This is a genomic window from Stenotrophomonas sp. SMYL41 (genome assembly GCF_036319965.1).
Classification (GTDB): Bacteria; Pseudomonadota; Gammaproteobacteria; order Xanthomonadales; family Xanthomonadaceae; genus Stenotrophomonas; species Stenotrophomonas maltophilia_R.
Genome location: NZ_JAWIRX010000008.1, coordinates 161,649 through 184,815 on the forward strand (window position 1 = coordinate 161,649; position 23,167 = coordinate 184,815).

General features: G+C 66.7%; 18 protein-coding genes. 10 read left to right on the forward strand and 8 right to left on the reverse strand.

Annotated features, from left to right (window positions below; genetic code table 11):
* Positions 1–50 precede the first annotated feature (50 nt).
* From V3B30_RS11720 to grxC, 4 genes are all read right to left on the reverse strand, one after another.
* Entirely contained in the window at positions 51–794 is a 744-nt protein-coding gene (locus V3B30_RS11720) for a cysteine hydrolase (protein ID WP_100471430.1), read from the reverse strand.
* Between the two features lie 206 nt (positions 795–1,000).
* On the reverse strand, positions 1,001–2,005 hold the full coding sequence (locus tag V3B30_RS11725; RefSeq protein ID WP_262083162.1) for an isocitrate dehydrogenase: 1,005 nt from the start codon (positions 2,003–2,005) through the stop codon (positions 1,001–1,003).
* Between the two features lie 246 nt (positions 2,006–2,251).
* Complete coding sequence (locus V3B30_RS11730) at positions 2,252–2,644, reverse strand: carboxymuconolactone decarboxylase family protein (RefSeq protein WP_100471428.1); 393 nt, start codon at positions 2,642–2,644, stop codon at positions 2,252–2,254.
* Positions 2,641–2,931 (reverse strand): glutaredoxin 3, encoded by a 291-nt coding sequence (gene grxC / locus V3B30_RS11735; RefSeq protein WP_004154541.1) that lies wholly within the window; start codon positions 2,929–2,931, stop codon positions 2,641–2,643. Before grxC ends, V3B30_RS11730 begins: the two co-directional genes overlap by 4 nt.
* A gap of 88 nt (positions 2,932–3,019) precedes the next feature.
* Between grxC and V3B30_RS11740 the strand changes: the two genes are divergently transcribed.
* The 9 genes from V3B30_RS11740 to lpxH all read left to right on the forward strand — a co-directional run bounded on the left by V3B30_RS11740 (position 3,020) and on the right by lpxH (position 16,960).
* On the forward strand, positions 3,020–4,720 hold the full coding sequence (locus V3B30_RS11740) for a M48 family metalloprotease (protein ID WP_262083161.1): 1,701 nt from the start codon (positions 3,020–3,022) through the stop codon (positions 4,718–4,720).
* A gap of 116 nt (positions 4,721–4,836) precedes the next feature.
* Positions 4,837–5,526: a phosphate regulon transcriptional regulator PhoB gene (gene phoB / locus V3B30_RS11745; RefSeq protein ID WP_005408258.1), complete on the forward strand. Its 690-nt coding sequence runs from the start codon at positions 4,837–4,839 to the stop codon at positions 5,524–5,526.
* A gap of 106 nt (positions 5,527–5,632) precedes the next feature.
* Positions 5,633–6,964, forward strand: a complete 1,332-nt coding sequence (gene phoR / locus V3B30_RS11750; protein WP_087921666.1) for a phosphate regulon sensor histidine kinase PhoR — start codon at positions 5,633–5,635, stop codon at positions 6,962–6,964.
* Positions 6,965–6,968: 4 nt separating this feature from the next.
* A complete protein-coding gene (gene ppk1 / locus V3B30_RS11755; RefSeq protein WP_100471426.1) occupies positions 6,969–9,056 on the forward strand; it encodes a polyphosphate kinase 1 in 2,088 nt (695 codons plus the stop codon).
* 439 nt (positions 9,057–9,495) lie between these two features.
* Positions 9,496–11,022: an exopolyphosphatase gene (ppx, locus tag V3B30_RS11760; RefSeq protein ID WP_100471425.1), complete on the forward strand. Its 1,527-nt coding sequence runs from the start codon at positions 9,496–9,498 to the stop codon at positions 11,020–11,022.
* A 317-nt stretch (positions 11,023–11,339) separates the two neighbouring features.
* On the forward strand, positions 11,340–14,282 hold the full coding sequence (locus V3B30_RS11765; protein WP_262083160.1) for a TonB-dependent receptor: 2,943 nt from the start codon (positions 11,340–11,342) through the stop codon (positions 14,280–14,282).
* A 172-nt stretch (positions 14,283–14,454) separates the two neighbouring features.
* Positions 14,455–15,600, forward strand: a complete 1,146-nt coding sequence (locus V3B30_RS11770) for a glycosyltransferase family 1 protein (RefSeq protein WP_100471423.1) — start codon at positions 14,455–14,457, stop codon at positions 15,598–15,600.
* Positions 15,581–16,120 (forward strand): phosphatase PAP2 family protein, encoded by a 540-nt coding sequence (locus V3B30_RS11775; protein ID WP_100471422.1) that lies wholly within the window; start codon positions 15,581–15,583, stop codon positions 16,118–16,120. The genes V3B30_RS11770 and V3B30_RS11775 overlap by 20 nt, the downstream gene beginning before the upstream one ends.
* Before the next feature lie 93 nt (positions 16,121–16,213).
* Positions 16,214–16,960 carry a UDP-2,3-diacylglucosamine diphosphatase gene (lpxH, locus tag V3B30_RS11780; protein WP_262083159.1) on the forward strand — a complete coding sequence of 249 codons (747 nt, stop codon included), beginning with the start codon at positions 16,214–16,216 and terminating at the stop codon, positions 16,958–16,960.
* Between the two features lie 54 nt (positions 16,961–17,014).
* Here the strand turns inward: lpxH and V3B30_RS11785 are convergent, their stop codons facing one another.
* The gene (locus tag V3B30_RS11785; protein WP_100471420.1) at positions 17,015–18,268 is read right to left on the reverse strand and encodes a M12 family metallo-peptidase; all 1,254 of its coding nucleotides are present in this window, start codon (positions 18,266–18,268) and stop codon (positions 17,015–17,017) included.
* 225 nt (positions 18,269–18,493) lie between these two features.
* Between V3B30_RS11785 and V3B30_RS11790 the strand changes: the two genes are divergently transcribed.
* On the forward strand, positions 18,494–19,951 hold the full coding sequence (locus tag V3B30_RS11790) for a DUF2235 domain-containing protein (protein ID WP_262083158.1): 1,458 nt from the start codon (positions 18,494–18,496) through the stop codon (positions 19,949–19,951).
* 68 nt (positions 19,952–20,019) lie between these two features.
* Here V3B30_RS11790 and V3B30_RS11795 read toward each other — a convergent pair whose 3' ends face one another.
* Genes V3B30_RS11795 through V3B30_RS11805 form a run of 3 tightly spaced genes read right to left on the reverse strand, consistent with a single transcriptional unit; the run spans position 20,020 to position 23,130 of the window.
* On the reverse strand, positions 20,020–20,844 hold the full coding sequence (locus V3B30_RS11795) for a ferritin-like domain-containing protein (protein ID WP_262083157.1): 825 nt from the start codon (positions 20,842–20,844) through the stop codon (positions 20,020–20,022).
* Between the two features lie 9 nt (positions 20,845–20,853).
* The gene (gene purF, locus V3B30_RS11800) at positions 20,854–22,320 is read right to left on the reverse strand and encodes an amidophosphoribosyltransferase (RefSeq protein WP_005408246.1); all 1,467 of its coding nucleotides are present in this window, start codon (positions 22,318–22,320) and stop codon (positions 20,854–20,856) included.
* 30 nt (positions 22,321–22,350) lie between these two features.
* A complete protein-coding gene (locus V3B30_RS11805; protein ID WP_262083156.1) occupies positions 22,351–23,130 on the reverse strand; it encodes a CvpA family protein in 780 nt (259 codons plus the stop codon).
* Positions 23,131–23,167 lie beyond the last annotated feature (37 nt).

Sequence of the window (23,167 nt, forward strand, 5' to 3'; positions counted from 1 at the left end):
CGGGCAGCTCCACGTGGCGGGGCCCGCGGCATGCGGACCCCGCCAGCTTATCAAGCGCCGTCGCCGGCCTGGCGCACCGGCAGCGCCAGGATTGCGTCAGTACTCATGACATCACCGAAGGTGTCCTCGATCTGGGCCAGAGAGGCCTCATGCAGCGCACGATGGCCGATGCGCTGGCCGCCGGCCAGATCCAGGTCGCGGCTGGCGCTCGCATCGGACGAAACGATCACCCGGTAGCCGCGCGGCGCCGCTGCCGCGTCGCGCGCGGCACCCGCCACGCAGGCATGGGTCTGCAGGCCGGTGACGATCAGGGTGTCGATGCCGGCGTTCTTCAGCACCTGGTCGAGTACTGCGGCGGACGCACCGGCGAACACGCTGACATTGTCCTTCTGCACCACGGTCTCGCCCTGGCGTGGCTGCAGGTCTCGATGGAACGCGGCATTGATGCTGCCCTGCGCGAACAGCGGCGCGCCGGCCGGCAACACGTGCTGCACATGGATCACGCGGATGCCATGGGCGTCGGCAAATTCGACCACCCGCTTGGCCTGGCGCAGCGCGGCCACGCCATCGGGGATGACCATGCGGCCACCGGCAAAGCCTGGTGCGGCCTTGGCATCGAAATACTCATTCTGGAAGTCGATCACCAGCACGGCGGTCTTCGCCGCATCCAGCGAGGTCGCCACCGGCGCGCCGGCCATGTGGCGGATGGTCGGATGGGCCGGTTCGACAGCGCTGACGGGGGTAACGGTGGCCATGCCGATCAGGCTGGCCAGGCCAAAGGCGGTGAGGTTCATGTTCAGGCTCCTGTGCGTTGGGAAGTGGGCACAGGATGCGGAGCGAATGGCGCACGAACCAGCCGTATATCAGCACATGATCTGTGCGAATTATGCACAGACCGGCGGTGTCGAGGCGAGCCATGCTCGACGCTGCAAGAGCGGGAAAACGCAACGGGGCGCCCGAAGGCGCCCCGCTGTGGATCCAACCGAGGTCGGCCGGCCGCTTACAGGCGGCTGGCGATGGCCTGGGCAAAGCTCATGGTGGTGCCGGTGCCGCCCAGATCGCCGGTCAGCGAGTCCTTGGCTTCCATGGTGGCGACGATGGCCTTGTGCAGGCGCTCGGCGTTTTCCGGCTGGCCGACATGGTCCAGCATCTGCGCGGCTGCCAGCAGCAGCGCGCACGGATTGGCCTTGCCCTGGCCGGCGATGTCCGGCGCGGTGCCGTGCACGGCTTCGAAAATCGCTGCGTCCTTGCCGATGTTGGCGCCCGGGGCCAGGCCCAGGCCGCCGACCAGACCGGCGCACAGGTCGGAGATGATGTCGCCGAACAGGTTGGTGGTGACGATCACGTCGAACTGTTCCGGACGCATCACCAGCTGCATGCAGCAGTTGTCGACGATCATTTCCTGGAACTCGATTTCCGGGTACTGCGCGGCGACTTCACGGGCGACGTTCAGGAACAGGCCCGAGGTCGACTTGATGATGTTGGCCTTGTGCACGGCGGTGACCTTCTTGCGGCCGGTGCTCCTGGCCAGCTCGAAGGCGTAGCGCACGATGCGCTCGGAGCCCTTGCGGGTGATGCGGGTGCCGGAGAAGGCGGTTTCGCCGTCGGCCGATACTTCCTGGCCTTCGGCCAGGTAGGCACCTTCGGTGTTCTCACGAACGGTGATCAGGTCGACGTTGTCGAAACGCGACTTGGTGTTCGGGAAGGTGTGGGCCGGACGCACGTTGGCGTACAGGTCGAAGTGACGGCGCAGGCTGACGTTGATCGAGGTGAAGCCACCACCGACCGGGGTGGTCAGCGGGCTCTTCAGCGCGACCTTGTTGCGCGCGATCGATTCCAGGGTCACCGCCGGCATCAGGTCGCCGTGCTTTTCCAGGGCCACCAGGCCGGCGTCGGCGTCTTCGTACTCCAGGCCAGTCTTGAGCTGGTCGAGCACGAACAGGGTGGCGTCCATGATTTCCGGGCCAATGCCGTCGCCGCGGATGACCGTAATTTTCTGCGTCATTGATCGATGTTCCGAACAGGGGGAAAAACGCCGTCCGGACGTGCCCGGAAACGCCGGCGCAAAGGAAGTTTCACCGGCAATTATGCCTTACCCGGCTCGGAGACCCCAAATAGGCAATTAGTCCGAGCCGGGTAAGGCAGAATTGCCCGCGCATCCCACCTTATCCCCGCTCCTGTCGGCGCGCCCCCTTGAACAACAAGGGGGCTCCCTGGGCTGTTGGATCGCGGGAACGGGCCCGGCGCTACCTCAATGCGCGTGCGCTTCCGGGGCGGCGGCGCCGCCTTCGAGCTGGTCGAGGAAGTCGACCGCGCGGCGCAGGTGCGGGATCACGATGGAACCGCCGACCACCAGGCCGACCGAGAAGGTCTCGAAGAACTCCTCGCGGGTCACCCCGGCGTCCTTGCACTGGGCCACGTGGTAGCTGATGCAGTCGTCGCAGCGCAGCACCATGGAGGCCACCAGCCCCAGCAGTTCCTTGGTCTTCACGTCCAGCGCGCCGGCCTGGTAGGTCTGCGTATCCAGCGCGAAGAAGCGGCGAACCACCTGGTTCGGTTCGCCCAGGATGCGCTCGTTCATGCGCTTGCGGAACTCGGTGAACTCGGCGATGCGGTCCTTGCTGCCGTCGTCGGCCGTGCTCATGCCTGGCCCTGCCCGGCCAGCAGCGGCTCGAGCTTGCCTTCACGGTGCAGGGCCATCATGTCGTCGTAGCCGCCGACATGGACGTCGCCGACGAAGATCTGCGGCACGCTGGTGCGGCGGGTCAGCGCCATCATCTTCTCGCGCTCGGCCGGGTCCAGGTCGATGCGGACCTCGGTCCACTGCTGGCCCTTGCTCTTCAGGAAGTTCTTGGCGGCCACGCAGTACGGGCAGACGGCGGTGGAATAGATGGTGATGGCGGGGGCACCGCCGGCGGTCTGGGCTGTCACGGGAAACTCCACGATGGATCGACGGTCTACATATGGTACCGGTGCGCTGGAATTTCCACGCCACGGCCGCAACACTGTGGATTAACGAATGGTTGCCCCCTGCCCTGCCACGCTTGGCGCGCCCCGCCCGAGGACCTTCTGCTTGCGAGCCCTGCTGCTGACTACCGCCGTCACCCTTGCCCTGGCCATGCCGCTGGCCCGGGCCCAGGAGAAGCTGCCCGACATCGGCTCCTCGGCCGGTGAGCTGCTGACCCCGGCCCGGCAGGCCGAGTACGGCGCGATGATGCTGCGCGAGCTGCGCAACTACGGCTACCTGCTGGAGGATCCGCTGGTCAATGACTGGCTGCAGACCATGGGCACCCGGCTCGGCTCCAACAGTGACCAGCCACGGCAGACGTACACCTTCTTCGTGATGAACGACCGCCAGATCAACGCCTTCGCCACGCTGGGCGGCTACATCGGGGTCAATGCGGGCCTGGTGCTGACCGCCGAGCGCGAGGATGAGGTCGCTGCAGTGTTGTCCCACGAAATCGCCCACGTCACCCAGCAGCATGTGCTGCGCGGTGTCGAGCGCGCCCAGCGTGACCAGATCCCGATCCTGCTGGGCATGCTCGCGGCGGTGGTTGCCGCCCAGGCCAGCAACAGCACGTCGTCCGGCAACGCGACGATGGCTGCGATCAGCTCCGGCATGGGCCTGATGCAGCAGCGGCAGATCAACTACACCCGCTCCAACGAGTCCGAGGCCGACCGCCTCGGCATCCGCACCTTGTCGCGCAGCGGCTACGACGTGGATGCCATGGCCGGCTTCTTCGAACGGATGTCGGCGGCGATGCGTGGCAACGAGGGCGGCTACAGCGTGCCGGAGTTCCTGCGCACCCACCCGGTCAACATCACCCGCATCAGCGAGGCCAAGGCCCGCGCCGAGCAGATGAAGAAGGATACGGTGCTGCTGACCACCAGCACCCCCACTGGTGAGCGCAAGGAGCGGGTGGACCCGGCCGATCCAAGCCTGGGCGAGCCGCTGCTGCGCGGCAACAATCCGCTGCTGCCCAGCAATGTGCTGCGCCTGCCGATCGGCCAGCTCAACCGTGGCGCCAGCGGCGACTTCGACTGGGCGCGTGAGCGCCTGCGCGTGCTCAGCGCGGATTCCACCCCCGAGCTGGAACGCGAGTATGCCGACCTGGCCAAGCGGCAGAAGGACGGTCTGAACGACGCACAGCGCTATGGCCAGGCACTGGCGGTGATGCGCGGTGGTCGTGCCGGTGCCGGCCAGGCCCGGCAGACCCTGGCCAGCCTGCTGCAGACCCATCCTGGCAACCTGTGGCTGGCGCTGGGCCTGGGCGAAGCGGAGTCGCGGGCGGGCCAGGCCGCCCAGGCCAACAGCCGCTTCGAGCAGCTGCTGCGTGAACACCCCAACAGCCGCCCGGTGGCACTGACCTACGCCGAGATCCTGAACGAACAGGGCAACCGCGAGGCCGGCCAGCGCGCGCAGGCAATGCTGCGCCCGCTGTTGTCGCAAAGCGGTAACGATCCGGTCTTCCAGCAGCGCTTTGCCCGCGCCAGCGAGCTGGCCGGCGACAGCGTGCGTGCGAGCGAGGCCTATGCCGAGGCGGCCTTCCTCAGTGGGCGGCCGGAACAGGCGCTGATGCAGCTGCAGGCGCTCAAGCGCAACCCGGCGCTGGATTACATCGGCCGGGCGCGGGTCGACGCCCGCATCGAATCGATCACCCCGACCGTGCTGGAGCTGCGCCGCCAGGGCGTGCAGGACCCGGACCTGGACCGCCGCTGAGCGCTGCATGACCGGCCGATGGCAATCCAGGCCGGTTCCGGCCGGGTAGTCACAAACATGTCATCAAACCGTAGTCTACTGGCACCACTCCAGTAACCGAGCCCTACGGTGTCCTCGTGCAGAAACGCATCCTGATCGTCGATGACGAGCCCGCGATCCGTGAAATGGTCGCCTTCGCCCTTCGCAAGGGTGATTACGAACCGGTCCACGCCGGCGATGCCCGGGAGGCCCAGACCGCGATCGCCGACCGCGTTCCGGACCTGATCCTGCTGGACTGGATGCTGCCCGGCACCAGCGGCCTGGACCTGGCCCGCCGCTGGCGCAAGGAAACGCTGACCCGCGAAGTGCCGATCATCATGCTGACCGCCCGTGGCGAAGAGAACGACCGTGTTGGAGGCCTTGAAGCAGGCGTCGACGACTATGTGGTCAAGCCGTTCTCGGCGCGCGAACTGCTGGCCCGCATCCGTGCAGTCATGCGCCGTGCCCGCGAGGATGACGAGGATGGCAGCGTGGCAGTCGGCCCGATCCGCATCGACGGCGCTGCCCACCGCGTGTTCGCCAACGACCAGCCGGTGCCGATCGGCCCGACCGAATACCGCCTGCTGCACTTCTTCATGACCCACCCGGAGCGCGTCTATACCCGCGCCCAGCTGCTGGACCATGTGTGGGGCGGCAGCGTGTACGTGGAGGAGCGCACCATCGACGTGCACATCCGCCGCCTGCGCAAGACGCTGGAACCGTTCAACGCCGAGAACATGGTGCAGACCGTGCGCGGCGCCGGCTACCGCTTCTCCACGGCCACCTGAGTCTCGTCGTGCCGGCGCCGCGCACCTGCGGGTGCCGGTGCCGGCAACTCTGCTATAACCCTCGGTTCACCCCAGTGAACCGCCGCACCTCAACGACGAGACCGCAATGCCCCGCCACATCCGCTCTGCCTGGTTGAAGACCCTGGCCACCGTTGCCGCGGTACTGCTGTTCTCCGGACTGGTGGGGTGGTTCACGGGCCATCTGTGGTTGTGCATCGCACTGGGCGCGCTGGCCACCCTGGCCTGGCATTACTGGCGCCTGCGCAGCGTGCTGCGCCGCCTGACCGCACGCCAGCGCTGGGACACCGCCGAGGAAGGCACCGGCGTCTGGAACGAACTGGACCGCCTGCTGTATCGCAACCAGGTGGAAATGCGCGTGCGCAAGCGCCGCCTGCTGGACATGCTGCGCAGCTACCGCGCCGCCGCCGCCGCGCTGCCCGATGCGGTGGTGGTGCTGGACCGCAACAGCCAGCGCGTGCAGTGGTTCAACGAAGCGGCCACCGCCCTGCTCGGCCTGCACCATCCCGGCGACCTTGGCGAGGCCCTGGTCGAACGCCTGCAGCCGATGCCGCTGGCCCACTGGCTGGCCGGTGGCCGCAATGCCGAACCGATCCTGGACGTGCCCTCGCCGGTCGATCCGGCGATCCGCCTGAACCTGCGCCTGATTCCTTATTCGTCGGATTACTGGCTGCTGATCGCCCGCGACGTCAGCAAGCTCCTGCGCCTGGAACAGGTGCGCCGTGACTTCGTGGCCAACGTTTCACACGAACTGCGCACCCCGCTCACCGTGGTCCACGGCTACCTGGACATGATGGACCCGGAGGATTTCCCGGGAACCGGACCGATGCTGGAAGAAATGCGCAAGCAGAGCCAGCGCATGGCCCAGCTGGTGGAAGACCTGCTGACCCTGTCGCGCCTCGAATCGCAGGAACACAGCGAGGAAGAGACCGTGGCCATGCAGCCGATGCTGGCGACGCTGCGCCGCGAGGCCGAGGCGCACAGCCAGGGCCGCCACCAGATCAGCATCGACGACCTCGCCGGTGTCGACCTGCAGGGTTCGACCAAGGAACTGCACAGCGCCTTCTCCAACCTGGTCACCAACGCTGTGCGCTATACCCCGGCCGGGGGCCGCATCGCGGTGGAGTTCCGCCGCGAGGGCGACGGCGCGGTGCTGGCGGTGCGCGATTCCGGCTACGGCATCCCGGCTACCCACCTGCCGCGCCTGACCGAACGTTTCTACCGCGTTTCCAGCAGCCGCTCACGCGAGAGCGGCGGCACCGGGCTGGGCCTGTCCATCGTCAAGCACATCCTCGGCCTGCACCACGCACGGCTGGAGATTGAAAGCGAGGTCGGCAAGGGTTCGGTGTTCTCCTGCCATTTCGATGCCGACCACGTGCGCCCGCGCGAGTCCGCCCCCCTGACCTCCATCGAAGAATGACGCCATGAGCAGCCTCGGATCCCTCCCCCTCCCCGTGAGCCCGGACAACGATCCGTTGCGCGACCCGGCGCTGTACATCAACCGCGAGCTGTCGCAGCTGGATTTCAATTTCCGCGTGCTGGCGCAGGCGATGGACCCGCAGGTGCCGCTGCTGGAGCGCCTGCGCTTCATGTGCATCTCCTGCACCAATCTCGACGAGTTCTTCGAGATCCGCGCAGCGGCCGTGCGCCACGCACAGGAATTCGGCCTGCCGCCGGCACCCGACGGCATGAGTCCGCAGGCGATCCTCAATGCCATCCATGACCGCGCCGCCGAACTGGTGGACCAGCAGTACCGCTGCTGGAACGAGACCCTGCGCCCGGCACTGATGGACGCAGGCATCGGCGTGCTCGGCCGCCATTCCTGGACCGACCGCCAGAAGCGCTGGCTGCGCGCCTACTTCCGCAACGAGATCATGCCGGTGCTGTCGCCGCTGGGCCTGGACCCGGTGCATCCGTTCCCGAAGATCCTCAACAAGTCGCTGAACATCGTGGTGGTGCTGAAGGGCACCGATGCGTTCGGCCGCGCCGGCCACCTGGCCATCGTGCGTGCGCCGCGCTCGCTGCCACGCATCATCCAGTTGCCGGAGAAGCTCGGCGGCCCGCAGAACTTCGTGTTCCTGTCCTCGGTGCTGTCCACCTTCGTCGATGAGCTGTTCCCGGGCCTGGAAGTCCAGGGCGCCTACCAGTTCCGCGTCACCCGCAACTCCGAGCTGGTAGTGGACGAGGAGGAGGTGGAGAACCTGGCACTGGCGCTGCGCGACGAGCTGGTCGACCGTGGTTACCGACCGGCGGTGCGCCTGGAAATCGCGCAGGACATGCCGCGCGAGATCGTGCGCACCCTGCTGCAGAATTTCGGCCTGACCGAGAACGCGGTGTACCGCATCGATGGACCGGTCAACCTCAACCGCATCATCCAGCTCTACGACCTGATCGCACAGCCGGACCTGAAGTACCCGCCGATGACCCCGCGTACCCTGCGCGACAGCGACGGCATCTTCGAGACCACCGCGCGCCACGACCTGCTGCTGCATCACCCGTTCGATGCCTTCACCGCAGTGCTGGAACTGATCCGGCAGGCGTCGGTCGATCCCAACGTGCTGGCGATCAAGCAGACCCTGTACCGCACCGGCAAGGATTCGCTGATCGTCGACGCCCTGATCCAGGCCGCGCGCAACGGCAAGGATGTGACGGTGGTGGTGGAACTGCGCGCGCGCTTCGACGAAGAGGCCAACCTCGGCCTGGCCGATCGCCTGCAGGAAGCCGGCGTGCAGGTGGTGTATGGCGTGGTCGGCTACAAGACCCACGCCAAGATGCTGCTGATCGTGCGCCGCGAGGGCCGCAAGCTGCGCCGCTACGTGCACCTGGGTACCGGCAACTACCACAGCGGCACCGCCCGCGCGTACACCGACATCAGCCTGATCACCGCCGATGCGGACATCGGCAATGACGTGCACCTGCTGTTCCAGCAGCTGTCCGGGCTGGCCTCGAAGATGAAGCTCAAGCGCCTGCTGCAGTCGCCCTTCACCCTGCACACCGGCATCCTCGGCCGCATCGAACGCGAGACGCGCATTGCCGCCGCCGGTCGCCCGGCGCGGATCATCGCCAAGATGAACGCATTGAACGAACCGCAGGTGGTGCGCGCGCTGTACGCCGCCTCGCAGGCCGGCGTACAGATCGACCTGATCATTCGCGGCGCCTGCACGCTGCGACCCGGCGTGCCGGGCATCTCGGACAACATCCGCGTGCGCTCGATCGTCGGCCGCTTCCTGGAGCACAGCCGCGTCTACTGGTTCGGCAACGACGGCGCACCGGAAATGTACTGCGCCAGCGCCGACTGGCTGGAACGCAACCTGCTGCGCCGGGTCGAGACCTGCTTCCCGATCCTCGACCCGGAACTGGCCAAGCGGGTATACCGCGAAGTCCTGCAGAACTACCTGGACGACAACCTCAACGCCTGGGAACTGGACGCCGACGGCGTCTACCACAAGCGCGCGCCGGCCCACGACGAGGCACCGCATTCGGCACAGATGGCATTGATGCAGGGGCTGTAGCCCGGTGTGTCGACCAAGGTCGACACCTGCCAAGAGCGGTAGGCACCGATTTTGGTCGGGATTGGATCAGTGCCGACCAACGGTCGGCACCCACCATCAGATCGCGGAATTCTGTCGAAGGCGGGGTGGGTCCGGTTGAGGGGGCGTGAGCGGCATGGGCCCGAGGCATGCTCGGACGGGTTGGGCAGGATGCCCAGCCCCGGTCTTGCCGTGTGCGCAGGACAGCGCACACGAGCAAGCGCGACCGAGCTTACATGGACGTACTTGCGCCGTCCCCCTCAACCGGACCCACCCCGCCATCCCACGGATAGCCCGCTGTTGCTGTTGCTGTTGCCGCCGGTTCGGCACGTGCAGGGCGCTGCCCTGCCGCACTCCCCTCTTCCAAAATGTGAAGGCCGCGCGGTGACGAGCACACCGCCCCTTCGGCTAACATTCGTCCATGCCGCATACCACCACGACTCCGCCCGCATTGCAGGATGGCGACCTGCTGGCCGCCATCGACCTTGGCTCCAACAGTTTCCACATGGTCATCGCGCGCTACACGCTCGGCCAGCTGCGGGTGATCGACCGCCTGCGCGAAACCGTGCGCATGGCCGACGGCCTGGATGGCAAGGGTGGACTCTCATCCGCTGCCCGGCAGCGCGCGCTGGAATGCCTGGCCCGCTTTGGCCAGCGCATCCGCAATGTGCCGCCGCACCGGGTACGCGCACTGGCCACCAACACCGTGCGCCAGCTGCGCTCGCCGCAGTCGTTCCTGGTCCCCGCCGAAACCGCACTGGGGCATGCCATCGAAGTGGTCAGCGGCCGCGAAGAGGCTCGCCTGATCTACCTTGGCGTGGCCCACGCGCAACCACCCAAACCCGGCCAGCGCCGGCTGGTGATCGACATCGGCGGTGGTTCGACCGAGTTCATCATCGGCATGGGCATGCAGACCCTGGAGCGCGAAAGCCTGCAGGCCGGTTGCATCGCCAGCACCCGACGCTTCTTCCCCGGCGGCAAGTTGAGCAAGAAGCGCTGGAAGGACGCGCTGGCCGAGATCGGCCGCGAGTTCCAGCCGTTCGCCAGCAAGTACCGCGCGCTGGGCTGGCAGGAAGCACTCGGGTCTTCAGGTACGCACAAGGCGATCAGCGAGATCTGCGCAACGATGAAGCTGAGCAAGGGCGCAATCACCGCCGAGGCGCTGCCCCAGCTGCGAGATGAATTGCTGAAGGCCAAGAAGATCGACGACATCCAGTTGCCGGGGCTGTCCAGCGACCGCCGGCCGATCATCGCCGGCGGCATCCTGGTGCTGGAGGCCGCCTTCCAGGCGCTGGGCCTGCAGAAGCTGCTGGTCAGCAAGGCGGCGATGCGCGAAGGCATCCTGTATGACATCGTCGGCCGCGCCGGCGAGAACGACCTGCGTGATGAATCGGTGGCCGCACTCAGCCAGCGCTATGGCATCGATACGGTGCAGGCCGACCGCGTGCAGGACACCGCGCTGTCGCTGCTGGAGCAGGTGCAGGAACGCTGGAGGCTCGATGCCGACGATGCGCGCATGCTCGGCTGGGCCGCGCGCCTGCACGAGCTGGGCCTGATGATCGCGCACAGCGGCTACCACGTGCATGGCAGCTACGTGCTCGAGCACTCGGATATCGCCGGCTTCTCGCGCCAGGAGCAGCAGATGCTGGCCGCCCTGGTGCGCAGCCACCGCCGCAGCGTGACCAAGACCGCATTCGACGCCCTGCCCGAGCGCCTGCTGCTGACCGCACGCCGGCTGGCGGCCCTGCTGCGCCTGGCGGTGCTGCTCAACCGCGCCCATGAGGACGACCCGCTGCCGGCGCTGGAACTGACCGCCGACGACAACCGCCTGTCACTGATCGTGCCGCAGGCCTTCATCGATGCCCGTCCGCTGCTGCGCGCCGACCTGATCGGCGAGACCGACGGCATCGCCGGGCTGGGCATCCAGTTCCGTCCGTTCGTGGCCTGAATACGCTGTCCCCTGTTGTCCACAGGACAGCAGGGGTGACGCACTTCCCACTCCCGCTTTGCGCAGTCTGGCGGTTTTTTATGCTGCTTCGCAACACAACGGCGCGGTACGGGCGATCGCACCCCTCACGTAAGCACCTGCTTTTGTTCACGTTTCGTGAAGGAAGAGGATGCAGCGTGACATAGATTGATACGAACTCTTTACAGGGCATTAACCAACGAGACTACTATCGGGTCACCGGCTCGGTCATTGACCCTGCTGGCTCCTTCGACGCCCACTTTGGCGTCCTTTGCACGACCTGAGAGAGAGAGCTCGCCATGACTTCACGCACCACCGCACTGGGGCAGGCCATCCGCTACGCCCTGGCTACCACCGCAACGCTGGCCGCCCTGCCCGCGTTTGCCCAGGACGGCAGCAGCGCCACTCCCACCAACCTCGACCGCATCGAGATCACCGGCTCACGCATCCGCCAGGTGGACGTGGAAACCGCCCAGCCGGTGTTCGCGATCACCCGTACGGCCATCGAGCAGCAGGGTTTCAGCTCGGTCGCCGACATCCTGCAGAACGTCACCGCAATGGGCAGCCCGGCGATCAGCCGCGCCAACGCGCTGACCGCCGGCGAGAACGCGGGGGGTTCGTACATCGACATGCGCAACCTGGGCACCCAGCGCACGCTGGTGCTGATCAACGGCAAGCGCCTGGGCATCAGCACCTCCGGTTACCAGGACATCTCTACGATTCCGGTGTCGGCGGTGGAGCGCATCGAAGTGCTGAAGGATGGCGCGTCGGCCATCTACGGTTCCGATGCCATGTCCGGCGTGGTCAACATCATCACCCGCTCCAATGTCACCGGTGTGACCGCCAACGTCTACCACGGCCAGTTCAGCCAGGGCGACGGCGCGCGTGACCGCTTCGACGTGGTGGCAGGCTGGAGCAACGACCGCATTTCGCTGACCGTCGCGGCCGAACATGCCGAAGAAAAGGCCGTGTGGGCCAAGGACCGCGGCTTCAGCGCCTATGGCCTGACCGACCGCCATGCCGACAACCTGACCAACTGGACCACCATCAGCCAGTGGGGCCAGTTCACTGGCCTGAAGGGTCGCCCAGGCTGCACCAACGCGAAGGACGGCTGCAACTACTCGCTCAATCGTGGTGCCGACCCGACCAACCCGGCGAACTACCACATCACCGATCCGTCGGCGTTCACCGGCGACGTCAGCAACGCCAACGAGCAGATGCACCTGAACTTCCCGCTCAAGCGTGATTCGGTGTACTTCGACGGCCGCTTCAAGATCACCGACAACGTCAACTTCCGTACCGAGCTGGGCTACAACAAGCGCAAGGCCGTGCGCCAGATCGCCGGCTACCCGCTGCAGTCGAGCACCGCCGGCGTGGGTTCGATGTCGATCGACAGCTACTTCAACCCGTTCGGCCGCCAGCATGGCTACGCCACCCCGACCGCCGTGGCCTGGAACCGCCGTACCTGGGAAGTGCCGCGCGTGACCACCAGCGAGCTGAAGACCTACCGTGCGGTGGCTTCGTTCGACGGTTCGTTCGAGATCGGCAGCCGCTACTTCGACTGGGAAGCGGGCTACCAGTACAACCGCAACGAACTGGAAACCATCGCGACCGGCAACCTGCACAAGGCGCGCGTCGCTGGCGGCGTCGGCCCGTCGTTCTACAATGCGGCCACCGGCAAGGTCCAGTGCGGCACCGCTGCCGCGCCGATCTCCTATGACGTGTGCAAGCCGTGGAACCCGCTGGTGCCTTACGGCACGATCGATCCGAACGGCATCGATGGCAACGCCGAACTGCAGGCCTGGCTGTTCCCGCCGGAAGTCACCACCGGCAAGACCACCAGCAAGAACTTCTTCGCCAACATCGCCGGTTCCATCGTGACCCTGCCGGCAGGTGACCTGGGCTTCGCCTTCGGTGTGGAAAGCCGCAAGGAAACCGGTGAGTACCGTCCGGATCCGCTGGCGCAGGCCGGCGCCACCACCAACCTGGCCGCGGGCCCGACCGGTGGCGGCTACAAGGTCAACGAGGCGTACCTGGAAATCAACGTGCCGGTGCTGGCGGACCTGCCGGGCGCGAAGGAACTGACCTTCAACGGTGCCACCCGCTTCTCGGACTACGACACCTTCGGCAACACGCTCAACAGCAAGTTCGGCTTCAAGTGGAAGCCGTTCGACCAGCTGCTGGTCCGTGGTACCTGGGCTGAAGGCTTCCGCGCCCCGACCATCAGCGATCTGTACGGTGGCGGCTCGCAGACCTTCGCCCAGTTCAGCGATCCCTGCGACGTGCAGTTCGGCTCCTCGCGCACCAGCGCCGAGGTTCGCGCCCGCTGCGCCCGTGACATCGCCAACGCTGCAACCTTCCGCCAGCTGCGCCAGGGCAATCAGCCGGTCGCCACTTCCGTCGATGCGACGCCGGTGCCGTTCGTGTCGGGTTCCAACCCGACCCTGACCCCGGAAACCTCGACCAGCAAGACGCTGGGCCTGGTCTGGAGCCCGAGCTTCATCAAGAACTTCAATGCATCGCTGGACTGGTGGAAGATCCGCATCGACAACACCATCGTTGCCGACAGCCCGACCCAGATCCTGATCGACTGCTACGAGCAGGGCATCGATGCACGCTGCCAGCGCTTCACCCGTGACAAGTCGACCGGCCCGACCGCCGGCATCGTCGATACCCTGCAGTTCGGCAGCCGCAATTCCGGCTTCATGGAAACCGAAGGCTACGACCTGGACCTGAACTACCGCCTGGAAACCAGCGTCGGCAAGTTCAACGCTGGCTGGGCCACCACCTATGTCAGCAAGAGCGAGTTCCGCTCGACCAACGACAGCACGGTGGTGCCGACTGTCTCCAATGGCATCGGCAGCAACTTCCGCGTCCGTTCGAACCTGGTGCTGGGCTGGGATCTGGGCAACTTCGGCGTCAGCTGGACCGCGCGCTACTATTCCGGCGTGAAGGAACAGTGCGTGGACATCCGTGCCTATCCGGACGAGTGCTCCGATCCGGGCGTGTACGCCCCGTGGTACAAGGGCGCACGCAACTACAACGAGCGTGGTTCGGTCACCTTCCACGACGTGCAGTTCCGTTACTCGCTGCCGTGGGATGCCACCGTCTCGGTCGGTGCCAACAACGTGTTCGAGAAGACCGGCCCGATCATGTACACCAAGCCGAACTCGGCCTTCTCGTATTACGGTGGCTACGACATCGGCCGCTTCGTCTACATGAAGTACCAGCAGCGCTTCTGATCCATCGCGCTGTGATGTGAAGCACTACGACCACGGCCCTTCGGGGCCGTGGTTTTTTCAGGGGGGCAGGGCCTCCATACGGTGGCCGGCGCCGCCGTCATCTGACCGTCGCAAAGCGGTCATGTCGGCTACATCGCCAGGCCCGAGCATGCCGGAAACCGGGAGGCCCGCCATGCGCTATGCCATCGTCACCGAGACCTATCCACCGGAAGTGAACGGCGTTGCCCTCACCGTGCAGGGGCTGGAACAGGGTCTGCGCGCAGCCGGGCACGAGATCGACCTGGTGCGCCCCCGCCAGTCCAGCGAAGCACTGGATTCGGCGCCGGGCACGCTGCTGGTTCCTGGTGCCGCCCTGCCCCGCTACCCCGGCCTGCGTTTCGGCCTGCCAGCGCCGATCCGGCTGGGCCGCCACTGGCAGAAGCAGCGCCCGGATGCGGTCTACATCGCCACCGAAGGTCCACTCGGATGGTCCGCGCTGCGTACTGCACGCCGCCTCGGGATTCCCGTCGCCAGCGGCTTCCACACCCGCTTCGACGAATACCTGCCCGACTATGGCGTGGCGTGGCTGCAGGCTGCCGCCATGCGCTGGATGCGCCGGTTCCACAACCAGGCGGACGCCACCCTGGTGCCGACCCGCGAGCTGCAGCAGTTCCTTGGCGAACAGGGCTTCGAGCGCGTGCGCCTGCTGGCCCGCGCGGTGGACAGCCAACAGTTCGATCCGGGCCGGCGCGATCCTGCGCTGCGCGAGGAATGGGGCGTGGATGGCAATGGCCTGGTGGCGATCTATGTCGGCCGCATTGCCGCGGAGAAAAACCTTGGCCTGGCGGTGAAGGCATTTCGCCGGCTGCAGCAGATCCGGCCCAAGGCACGCTTCGTGTGGGTGGGGGAGGGTCCCGCCCGCGAGAGGCTGGCACACGAGAATCCCGACTTCATCTTCTGCGGCATCCAGCGCGGCGACGCCCTGGCCCGGCACTTCGCCAGCGGCGATCTGTTCCTGTTCCCCAGCCGCAGCGAGACCTTCGGCAACGTGACTCTGGAAAGCATGGCCAGCGGTGTCGCCACCGTGGCGTTCGACTATGGTGCTGCACGCGAGTACCTGCGCAACGGCGAGAACGGCGCGGCGGTGGGCAGTGACGAGCAGTTCATCGAGGCCGCCGTGCAGCTGGCTGCCGATGACGCGCAACGCCGCGAACTGGGCGGCAACGCCGCGCGCGCGATGAAGCGCCTGCATCCACAGCAGGTGGTAGCCGAGTTCGATGCCCTGCTGGCCGAACTGGCACAGTCGAGGAGGAGCGGCCATGCGCACCACGCGGCTTGAGTTGCTGGCCGACCGCGACGCACGCCTGTGCCGACGGGCCAACCACTACTGCCGGCGCCGCCGGGTGCGCCGCCTGTTCTCGATCATCAGCCGGCTCGGCGATGGCGTGTTCTGGTATGTGCTGATGGGTGCGCTGGTGGTGCTGGACGGATTCGATGGCCTGCGCGCCTCGGTGCACATGGCTGCCACCGGCCTGGCCGCGCTGCTGCTGTACAAGGGCCTCAAGCGCTGGACCCGGCGCCCGCGGCCCTATGCGGCCGACCTGCGCATCCGCGCCTGGGTGGCACCGCTGGACGAATTCAGCTTCCCCTCCGGGCACACCCTGCATGCGGTGTCGTTCACCATCGTCGCCCTGGCCTACTACCCCTGGCTGGCACCGTTGCTGGTCCCCTTCACCGCCGGCGTCGCGCTGTCGCGGGTGGTTCTGGGCCTGCACTACCCCAGCGACGTACTGGCGGCGACGGGCATCGCGGTGCTGCTGGCGTCGGCCAGCCTGGCCTGGCTGCCGCTGCCGGTGTAGCCCGGGGTCAGATCCCTTTTCCTTCGGAAAAGGGATCTGACCCCCACAATGGCGGCGGCGCTACCGTCATCGGGGAGGGGCTAGAATGCGGGCATGACCACGCTGTTCATTTCCGACCTGCATCTGGACCCCAGCCGTCCGGAGATCACCGACCTGTTCCTCCGCTTCCTGCGCGAGCAGGCGCCCGGCGCCGATGCGCTGTACATTCTTGGCGACCTGTTCGAAGCCTGGATCGGCGACGACACGCCCTCGCCCGCCGCCGATGCCGTCGCCGATGCATTGAAGGTGCTGTCCGACAGCGGCGTGCCGGTGTACTTCATCCGCGGCAACCGCGACTTCCTGCTCGGCGAGGATTACGCGCGCCGTGCCGGCCTGCGCATCCTGCCCGACCCGTGCATGATCGAACTGTACGGCCGACCCGTGCTGCTGCAGCACGGTGACCTGCTGTGCACCGATGACATCCCCTACCAGCAGTTCCGTGCACAGACGCGCGATCCGGCGTTCCAGGCGCAGTTCCTTTCTCAGCCGCTGGCCGCACGCATCGCGTTCGCGCAGAAGGCCCGCGAAGCCAGCCAGGCGCGCCAGTCTGAAATGAAACAGGACGATCGTGCACAGTTCGAGTCGGTGACCGACGTGGCCGCTGCCGAAGTCGATGCCACCTTCGTGCGCCATGGCGTGGACACCATGATCCATGGCCATACGCACCGGCCGGCGATCCACACGCTGCAGGCCGGTGGTCGCGAGCGCACCCGCATCGTGCTGGGTGACTGGTACGAACAGGGTTCGGTGCTGCGCGTGGATGCCAGCGGCTGGACGCTGGATACTCTTGCCCGCAGCTGATGCGCGCGGGCCGGAAATCCGCGGCCGCACGAGGCGGCCGCGGACGATACAGGCTCAGCGGAATGCCGCGATCGTGTGCTTGGTATTGACCAGCACGCGCTGGTTGTCGGCGGTACTGGCATTGCCCATCGGGATGCCGCTGTAGCTGATGTTCGGGTTGGACCAGTAGTTCAGGCGCGGGCAGCTGCGGGTGCAGTTGTAGGCCATGATCGTGCGCCAGCCGGTGCCGGTTGCCGGCTCATAGCGGTAGCCATGGCCGTAGGCGTACGGCGACGTGCTCGGGTCGGTGGCGATGTCATGCCGCGCGCTCTGCAGATGGCCGATCTCGTGCGCGAACGAGTAGTAGCCGGTCGCGCAATCCCAGTACACCGCCGCGAACGCCGTCGACGCTGTCGATCCGATGCCCGAGGCCAAACCGCAGTAGCTGGCGTTGTTGATCAGCAGTACCCCGACGTCTGCGGCGGTGTTGTTGCGGCTGGTATGGATGCTGTCCATGTAGCCGTCGCTGGTGTTGCGGAAGCGGGTCAGGTCGGTGGTGAAGTTGCCGGACTCGGCGTAGCTGGTGGTCTCGTACCCGGCCAGCTGCAGGGTGAGGCCGACGTTGCTGTTGGTGTAGCCCTGGTTGGATTCGGCCACGGCCAGCTGCACCAGCGACTGCATGTTGCCGCCATAGGCAGCCACCGCAGCATTCGTCGCCACCACCAGCACGCGGATGGTCGCCGGCGTGCCGGACGAAGCCTGGGCGATACCGAGGCGATCATTGTTGCCCATCGGGATCTTCGGCAGCTGGTTGTAATCGGCCGGATGGTCGGCCGGCATCCGCGACTCATCCACTTCCACCAGCACGTGGCGGTTGCCCAGCGGGCGCAGGCGGTACAGCTTTCCATCCTTGCGGATCGAGCCGGTGATGGTATCGCCCGAGCGCACCAGGATCAGCGAATTGCCGGGATCGTCCTGGCCGTTGGAGGTGGCCGCGGTCAGCTTGTCCGAGGGCGAACGGAACTGGCCGTACCAGATGCTGCCGCCATCGGGCAGCGCCTGAACCTTGCTGCGCACCGCCTGCACGCGCTGGCCGAGCAGTTCGAATTCCAGCTGCGGCTGTGCAGTGGCTGCTGCATCGACACGCACTTCCTGTACCGTCGCCGTGGACGGGGTGGCCAGCAACTTGCCAAGTGCGGGCTCACTGCTTGCCGATGCGCGGCTGATGACCGTCACCGGCTCAAACAACGGTGCGGCATGCGCGGCCGCTGCCACCGACAAACCCAGGACCAGGCCACCTGCCGCTTTACCAATCGATCTGGACAACATTGCGTCGCTCCTTGAATGATGTGAACAGCGTTGATGCAGCACGACCCGGTTTGCCGGGTCTGGCCATCTGGCCTGCGCGGGTCGTGTGAATTCAATAGGCGAGTGAAATGAAAGTCGGGATTTGTGATCTACCGCATCTGCGTTCAGTCAGGTCAAAAGCGTCACTACACTTCGCCAATACACCGCTTTCGCGCTACCGTGACGCAGCCACGACGGGGAATGCACATGGCACCATCGCAGGACACGGACGAAGATGTCGGCTTGCTGCGGATCGGCCTGTTCTTCGATGGCACCCGCAACAACGCACACAACCTGGCGCGCGGTCGCCCACAGGTTCCGCAGCCACGCCCGGCGCAGCTGCGCGCGGATGATGATTCGACCTACCAGAGCCGGCTGACCAGCAGCTACGACAACGGCCTGACCAACATCGCGCGCCTGCAACAGCTGTATCCGGACAGCCGCCGCGATGCGATGGCCGTGCCTTCGCTGTCGATCTATGTCGAGGGCGTGGGCACCCGCGATGATGCCGATGACGATCTGATCGGACTGGCCTTCGGCATCGGTGCCAGTGGCGTTCGCGCGAAAGTGCAGCGCGCGCTGCAGGTGCTGCTGCCGGCGGCACTGGCCGAGCTGTCCGCGCGCTGGCAACGACCGCTGCATAGCGTGCAGGTGGATCTGTTCGGCTATTCGCGCGGTGCTGCCGCGGCACGTGATATCGCAAACCAGCTGCAGGCCTGGGACAGCGCGCGCTGGCGCCAGCTGCTGCAGGGCGCCGGCCTGCCCTGCACTGTGCACTTCGCCGCCGTCACGCCGGTGCTGCGCTTCATCGGACTGTTCGACACCGTGGTTGCGGTCAGTGGTGGCCGCGCCGACGAACACCCGCAGCTCGCCCTGCGCAGCGGCATCGCTGCGCGCGTGGTGCAGTTGACCGCGCGCGACGAACATCGCCAGCACTATCCGCTGACCACGGTGGCACCGCCGTTCACCGAGATCGCCCTGCCCGGCGTGCACGCCAACATCGGCGGTGGCTACAACCAGCTGGAAGAAGGTCCCAAGCTGCTCAGCCGCCCGCGCCGGCAGCAGTTGCGTCGCCCGGCCGTTGCCGACTACCAGGTCCCTCCACTGGCGTTGCTGCAGGCCACCACGGCCTACGCCGAAACGCAGGCCGATGCCGAGCGCTGGCGGCAGCAGCTGGGCGTGGGTGAAAAGGAGGTCTGGGTGGATGTCTGGCACCAGTGGCAACAGCAGCGTCGCGCCGGCAGCCGCAGCGTGCTGCTCTCCCCGGTGCTGTACGTCACCGCGGCTGCGGTGCTGCGCCGGCGCATCGATTGGCGCTACCAGTTGATCGCGCTGCAGGTGATGCAGCAGCACGCCATCGATGCCGGCGTGCAATGGACCGCCAATGCCGCTGGAGTTCCCGGCTGGGAGCTGCCGTCCTCCCTGCAGCCGATCGCACGCCGACTGGTGGCCGGACAGGCGCTGACCCAGCCCCAGGAGGCGCTGCTGCGCCGACGCTACCTGATGCAGTCGGCACACTGGAATTTCGATGCACTGGGCGACACTGCACTGACCTACACCGCCGACGCCGGCGTCAGCGAACTGCCCTACAGGCCGGGTCCCGGCCTGTTCTACATCAACCGGCCAACGGTGGATGGCAAGCGCGTGGTGTTGCCGAACGCATGAAAAAAGGGACGGAGGGGATTAAGTCGTTTGTGCCACAAACGACTTAATCCCCTCCGTCCCCTTTTCTGTCAGCCGGCCTGTTCGACCAGGTTGGCGAGCTCGTCGGCATCGAAGCCGGCCAGCAGGCGCGCTTCGATGTTGAACGGCCCATGCAGGTAGCCGCCGGCGTATTCCACCAGCAGCTCCTTGAACCGCGCGCGCGGTTCGACACCGGCGCGATCACAGTACCAGCGGTACCAGCGCGAACCGGCCGCAACGTGCGCCACTTCCTCGCGCAGGATCACTTCCAGTACGTCGGCGGTATCGCCATCACCCACATTGCGCAGTTTTTCGATCATGCCCGGGGTCACGTCCAGGCCACGCGCTTCCAGCACGCGCGGTACCAGTGCCATGCGCGCCAGACCATCATGGGCGGTCTTCCCGCACATTTCCCACAGGCCGTTGTGCGCGGGAAAATCGGCGTAGTCGTGGCCGTGTACCTGCAGGCGCTCGCGCAGCAGCATGAAGTGCCGCGATTCGTCGTCGGCACAGCTGACCCAGTCGGCATGGAACGCCGGTGGCAGGCCGCGGAAGCGGTACACCGCATCCCAGGCCAGGTCGATCGCATTGAGTTCGATGTGGGCGATGGCGTGGATGAAGGCGGCACGCCCTTCCACGCCACCCAGGCCACGCCGCGGCACTTCGCGCGGATGCACCAGCACCAGCCGAGCCGGCCGGCCAGGCATGCGGATCGGTTCCGGCGGCGGCGCATCGGCGGTCACCCTCAGGCGGCCGGCACGGAACGCGGCCGCATACGCCTGGGTCAGCGCCACCTTGCGCAGCGGGTCGGCTTCAGCCAGGCACTGCTGCGCCGCGCGCAGCAGGTCACCACCAACATCGGGCACCGCAACCACGCCTGGACCTCAGGCGCGGCGCTTGTGCTTGGCGTCGTCCGAACGCAACTGCTGGATGCGCTCGAAGTAGCCCGGCTCGATACCCGTCGGGTAGTGGCCGTTGAAGCAGGACGAATCGAAGTTGCGCAGCGCCGGGTTGCCCTCGCTGACCGCCGCTTCCATGTCTTCCAGGTCCTGGTAGATCAGCCAGTCGCAGCCCAGGTGGGCTTCGATCTCTTCCACGGTGCGGTTGTGCGCGACCAGCTCTTCGGCCGCCGGCATGTCGATGCCGTAGATGTTCGGGTAGCGAACCGGCGGCGCCGCGCTGGCCAGGTAGACCTTGCGCGCGCCCGCATCACGGGCCATCTGCACGATCTGCTGGCTGGTGGTGCCACGCACAATCGAGTCGTCCACCAGCAGCACCACGCGGTTGCGGAACTCCAGGTGGATCGGGTTGAGCTTGCGGCGCACCGACTTCACGCGTTCGCCCTGGCCCGGCATGATGAAGGTGCGGCCGATGTAGCGGTTCTTGATGAAGCCCTCGCGGTACTTCACCCCAAGCACGTTGGAGATCTCCAGCGCGGCATCGCGCGAGGTATCCGGGATCGGGATGATGGTGTCGATGTCGTGGTCCGGGCGCAGGCGCAGGATCTTCTCGCCCAGCTTGATGCCCATGCGCATGCGCGCCTTGTGCACCGAGACATTGTCGATCATCGAATCCGGGCGCGCGAAGTACACATACTCGAAGATGCACGGTGTGTGTTCGGCCGGCTCGGCGCAGATCTCGGAGAACAGCTCGCCGCGCGCGGTGATCACCAGCGCTTCACCCGGCTGCACGTCACGCACGCGCTGGAAGCCCAGTACGTCCAGCGCGGCCGACTCGGAGGCCACGATGTACTCGTCGCCCTCGGCATGGCTGCGCTTGCCCAGTACCAGCGGGCGGATGCCATGCGGGTCGCGGAAGGCAACCAGGCCCAGGCCCAGTACCACGCTGACCACCGCATAGCCGCCCTTGCAGCGGCGGTGCACGCCGGCCACCGCGCGGATCGCGGCTTCCGGGCTGAGCTGGCGCTGCTGCTCCAGTTCGTAGGCGAACACGTTCAGCAGCACTTCGCTGTCCGAATCGGTGTTGACGTTGCGGCGGTCCTGTTCGAACACCTGCTGGCGCAGCGCCTCGGTGTTGATCAGGTTGCCGTTGTGGGCCAGCGCGATGCCGTACGGTGAGTTGACGTAGAACGGCTGCGCCTCGTCCATGCCTTCCGAGCCGGCGGTCGGGTAGCGCACATGGGCGATGCCGACACTGCCTTCCAGGGTGGACATGGTGCGTGCATCGAACACATCGCGGACCAGGCCGGTGGCCTTCTGCACCCGCAGGCGGCTGCCATTGGCCGTGGCGATGCCCGCCGCATCCTGGCCGCGATGCTGGAGAACGGTCAAGCCGTCATACAACTGCCCGGCGACGTTCTGGTTGCCGACGATTCCGACGATGCCACACATGGTGCGAAGTCTCCGCTGGGCTGTGCCCAGTTACAAGGAAGGTGGCCGTACCTGGCCGCGGTGGTCGCCGCGCCCGCGGTCGACATTGGCCGGATCGCCCGGCTCGATACTGTCCGGCAGTGCTGGGGCGTCCGGGCGCACTTCGGCCGGATCGTATGCGTCGCCCTGTTCCGCTTTCGCGGGCCGCAGCCATCCGCCGCCCGCCACTACCTGGTTGAGGATGCCATTATCGCCTGCCGCGCCCGGCTTTCCCAAATCGGCGCCTGCGTTCTTTCCCAGCTCCATCAATGCAGATGGGGACAGCATGTCGGTCGGCAAGGTCTTGGGCAGCAGATCGGCGCCGGGCACCTGCCAGTGCGGCAGCTTCCCGTTCATCCAGGCCACGGCCGGGTTCAGCACCGGGCGGACCGCCGAGCGCTTCCAGGAGGGTTCGGCGGTCAGCGGGGTGAAACCGGCCAGCAGCACCAGGATCGCCGCGATCAGGCCGCCACGCACGGCTCCCAGCACGCCGCCCAGCAACCGGTCCAGGCTGGTCAGCATGCTGCGGTGGATCATCGCCTTGATGACCATGCCGATCACCGCGACCACGATCATCACGCCAATTCCCACGCCCAGGTAGCCGCCGACGAAGTGCTCGCCGCCAGGCGCGGCCGGCGCCGCCCACCAGCGTGCCGCATCGTTACCGAAGGCGAAGGCCGCCCACGCGGCCAGCAGCCACGACAGCGTGCCGATGACGATTCCAACAAAGCCACGCAGCATCCCGAGCAGAGTCGAGGCGGCGATCACGATCAGCAGCACCACGTCGATCATGGCGCCCCGCTCCTTCGGCGGCGCTGGCAACGGGCCT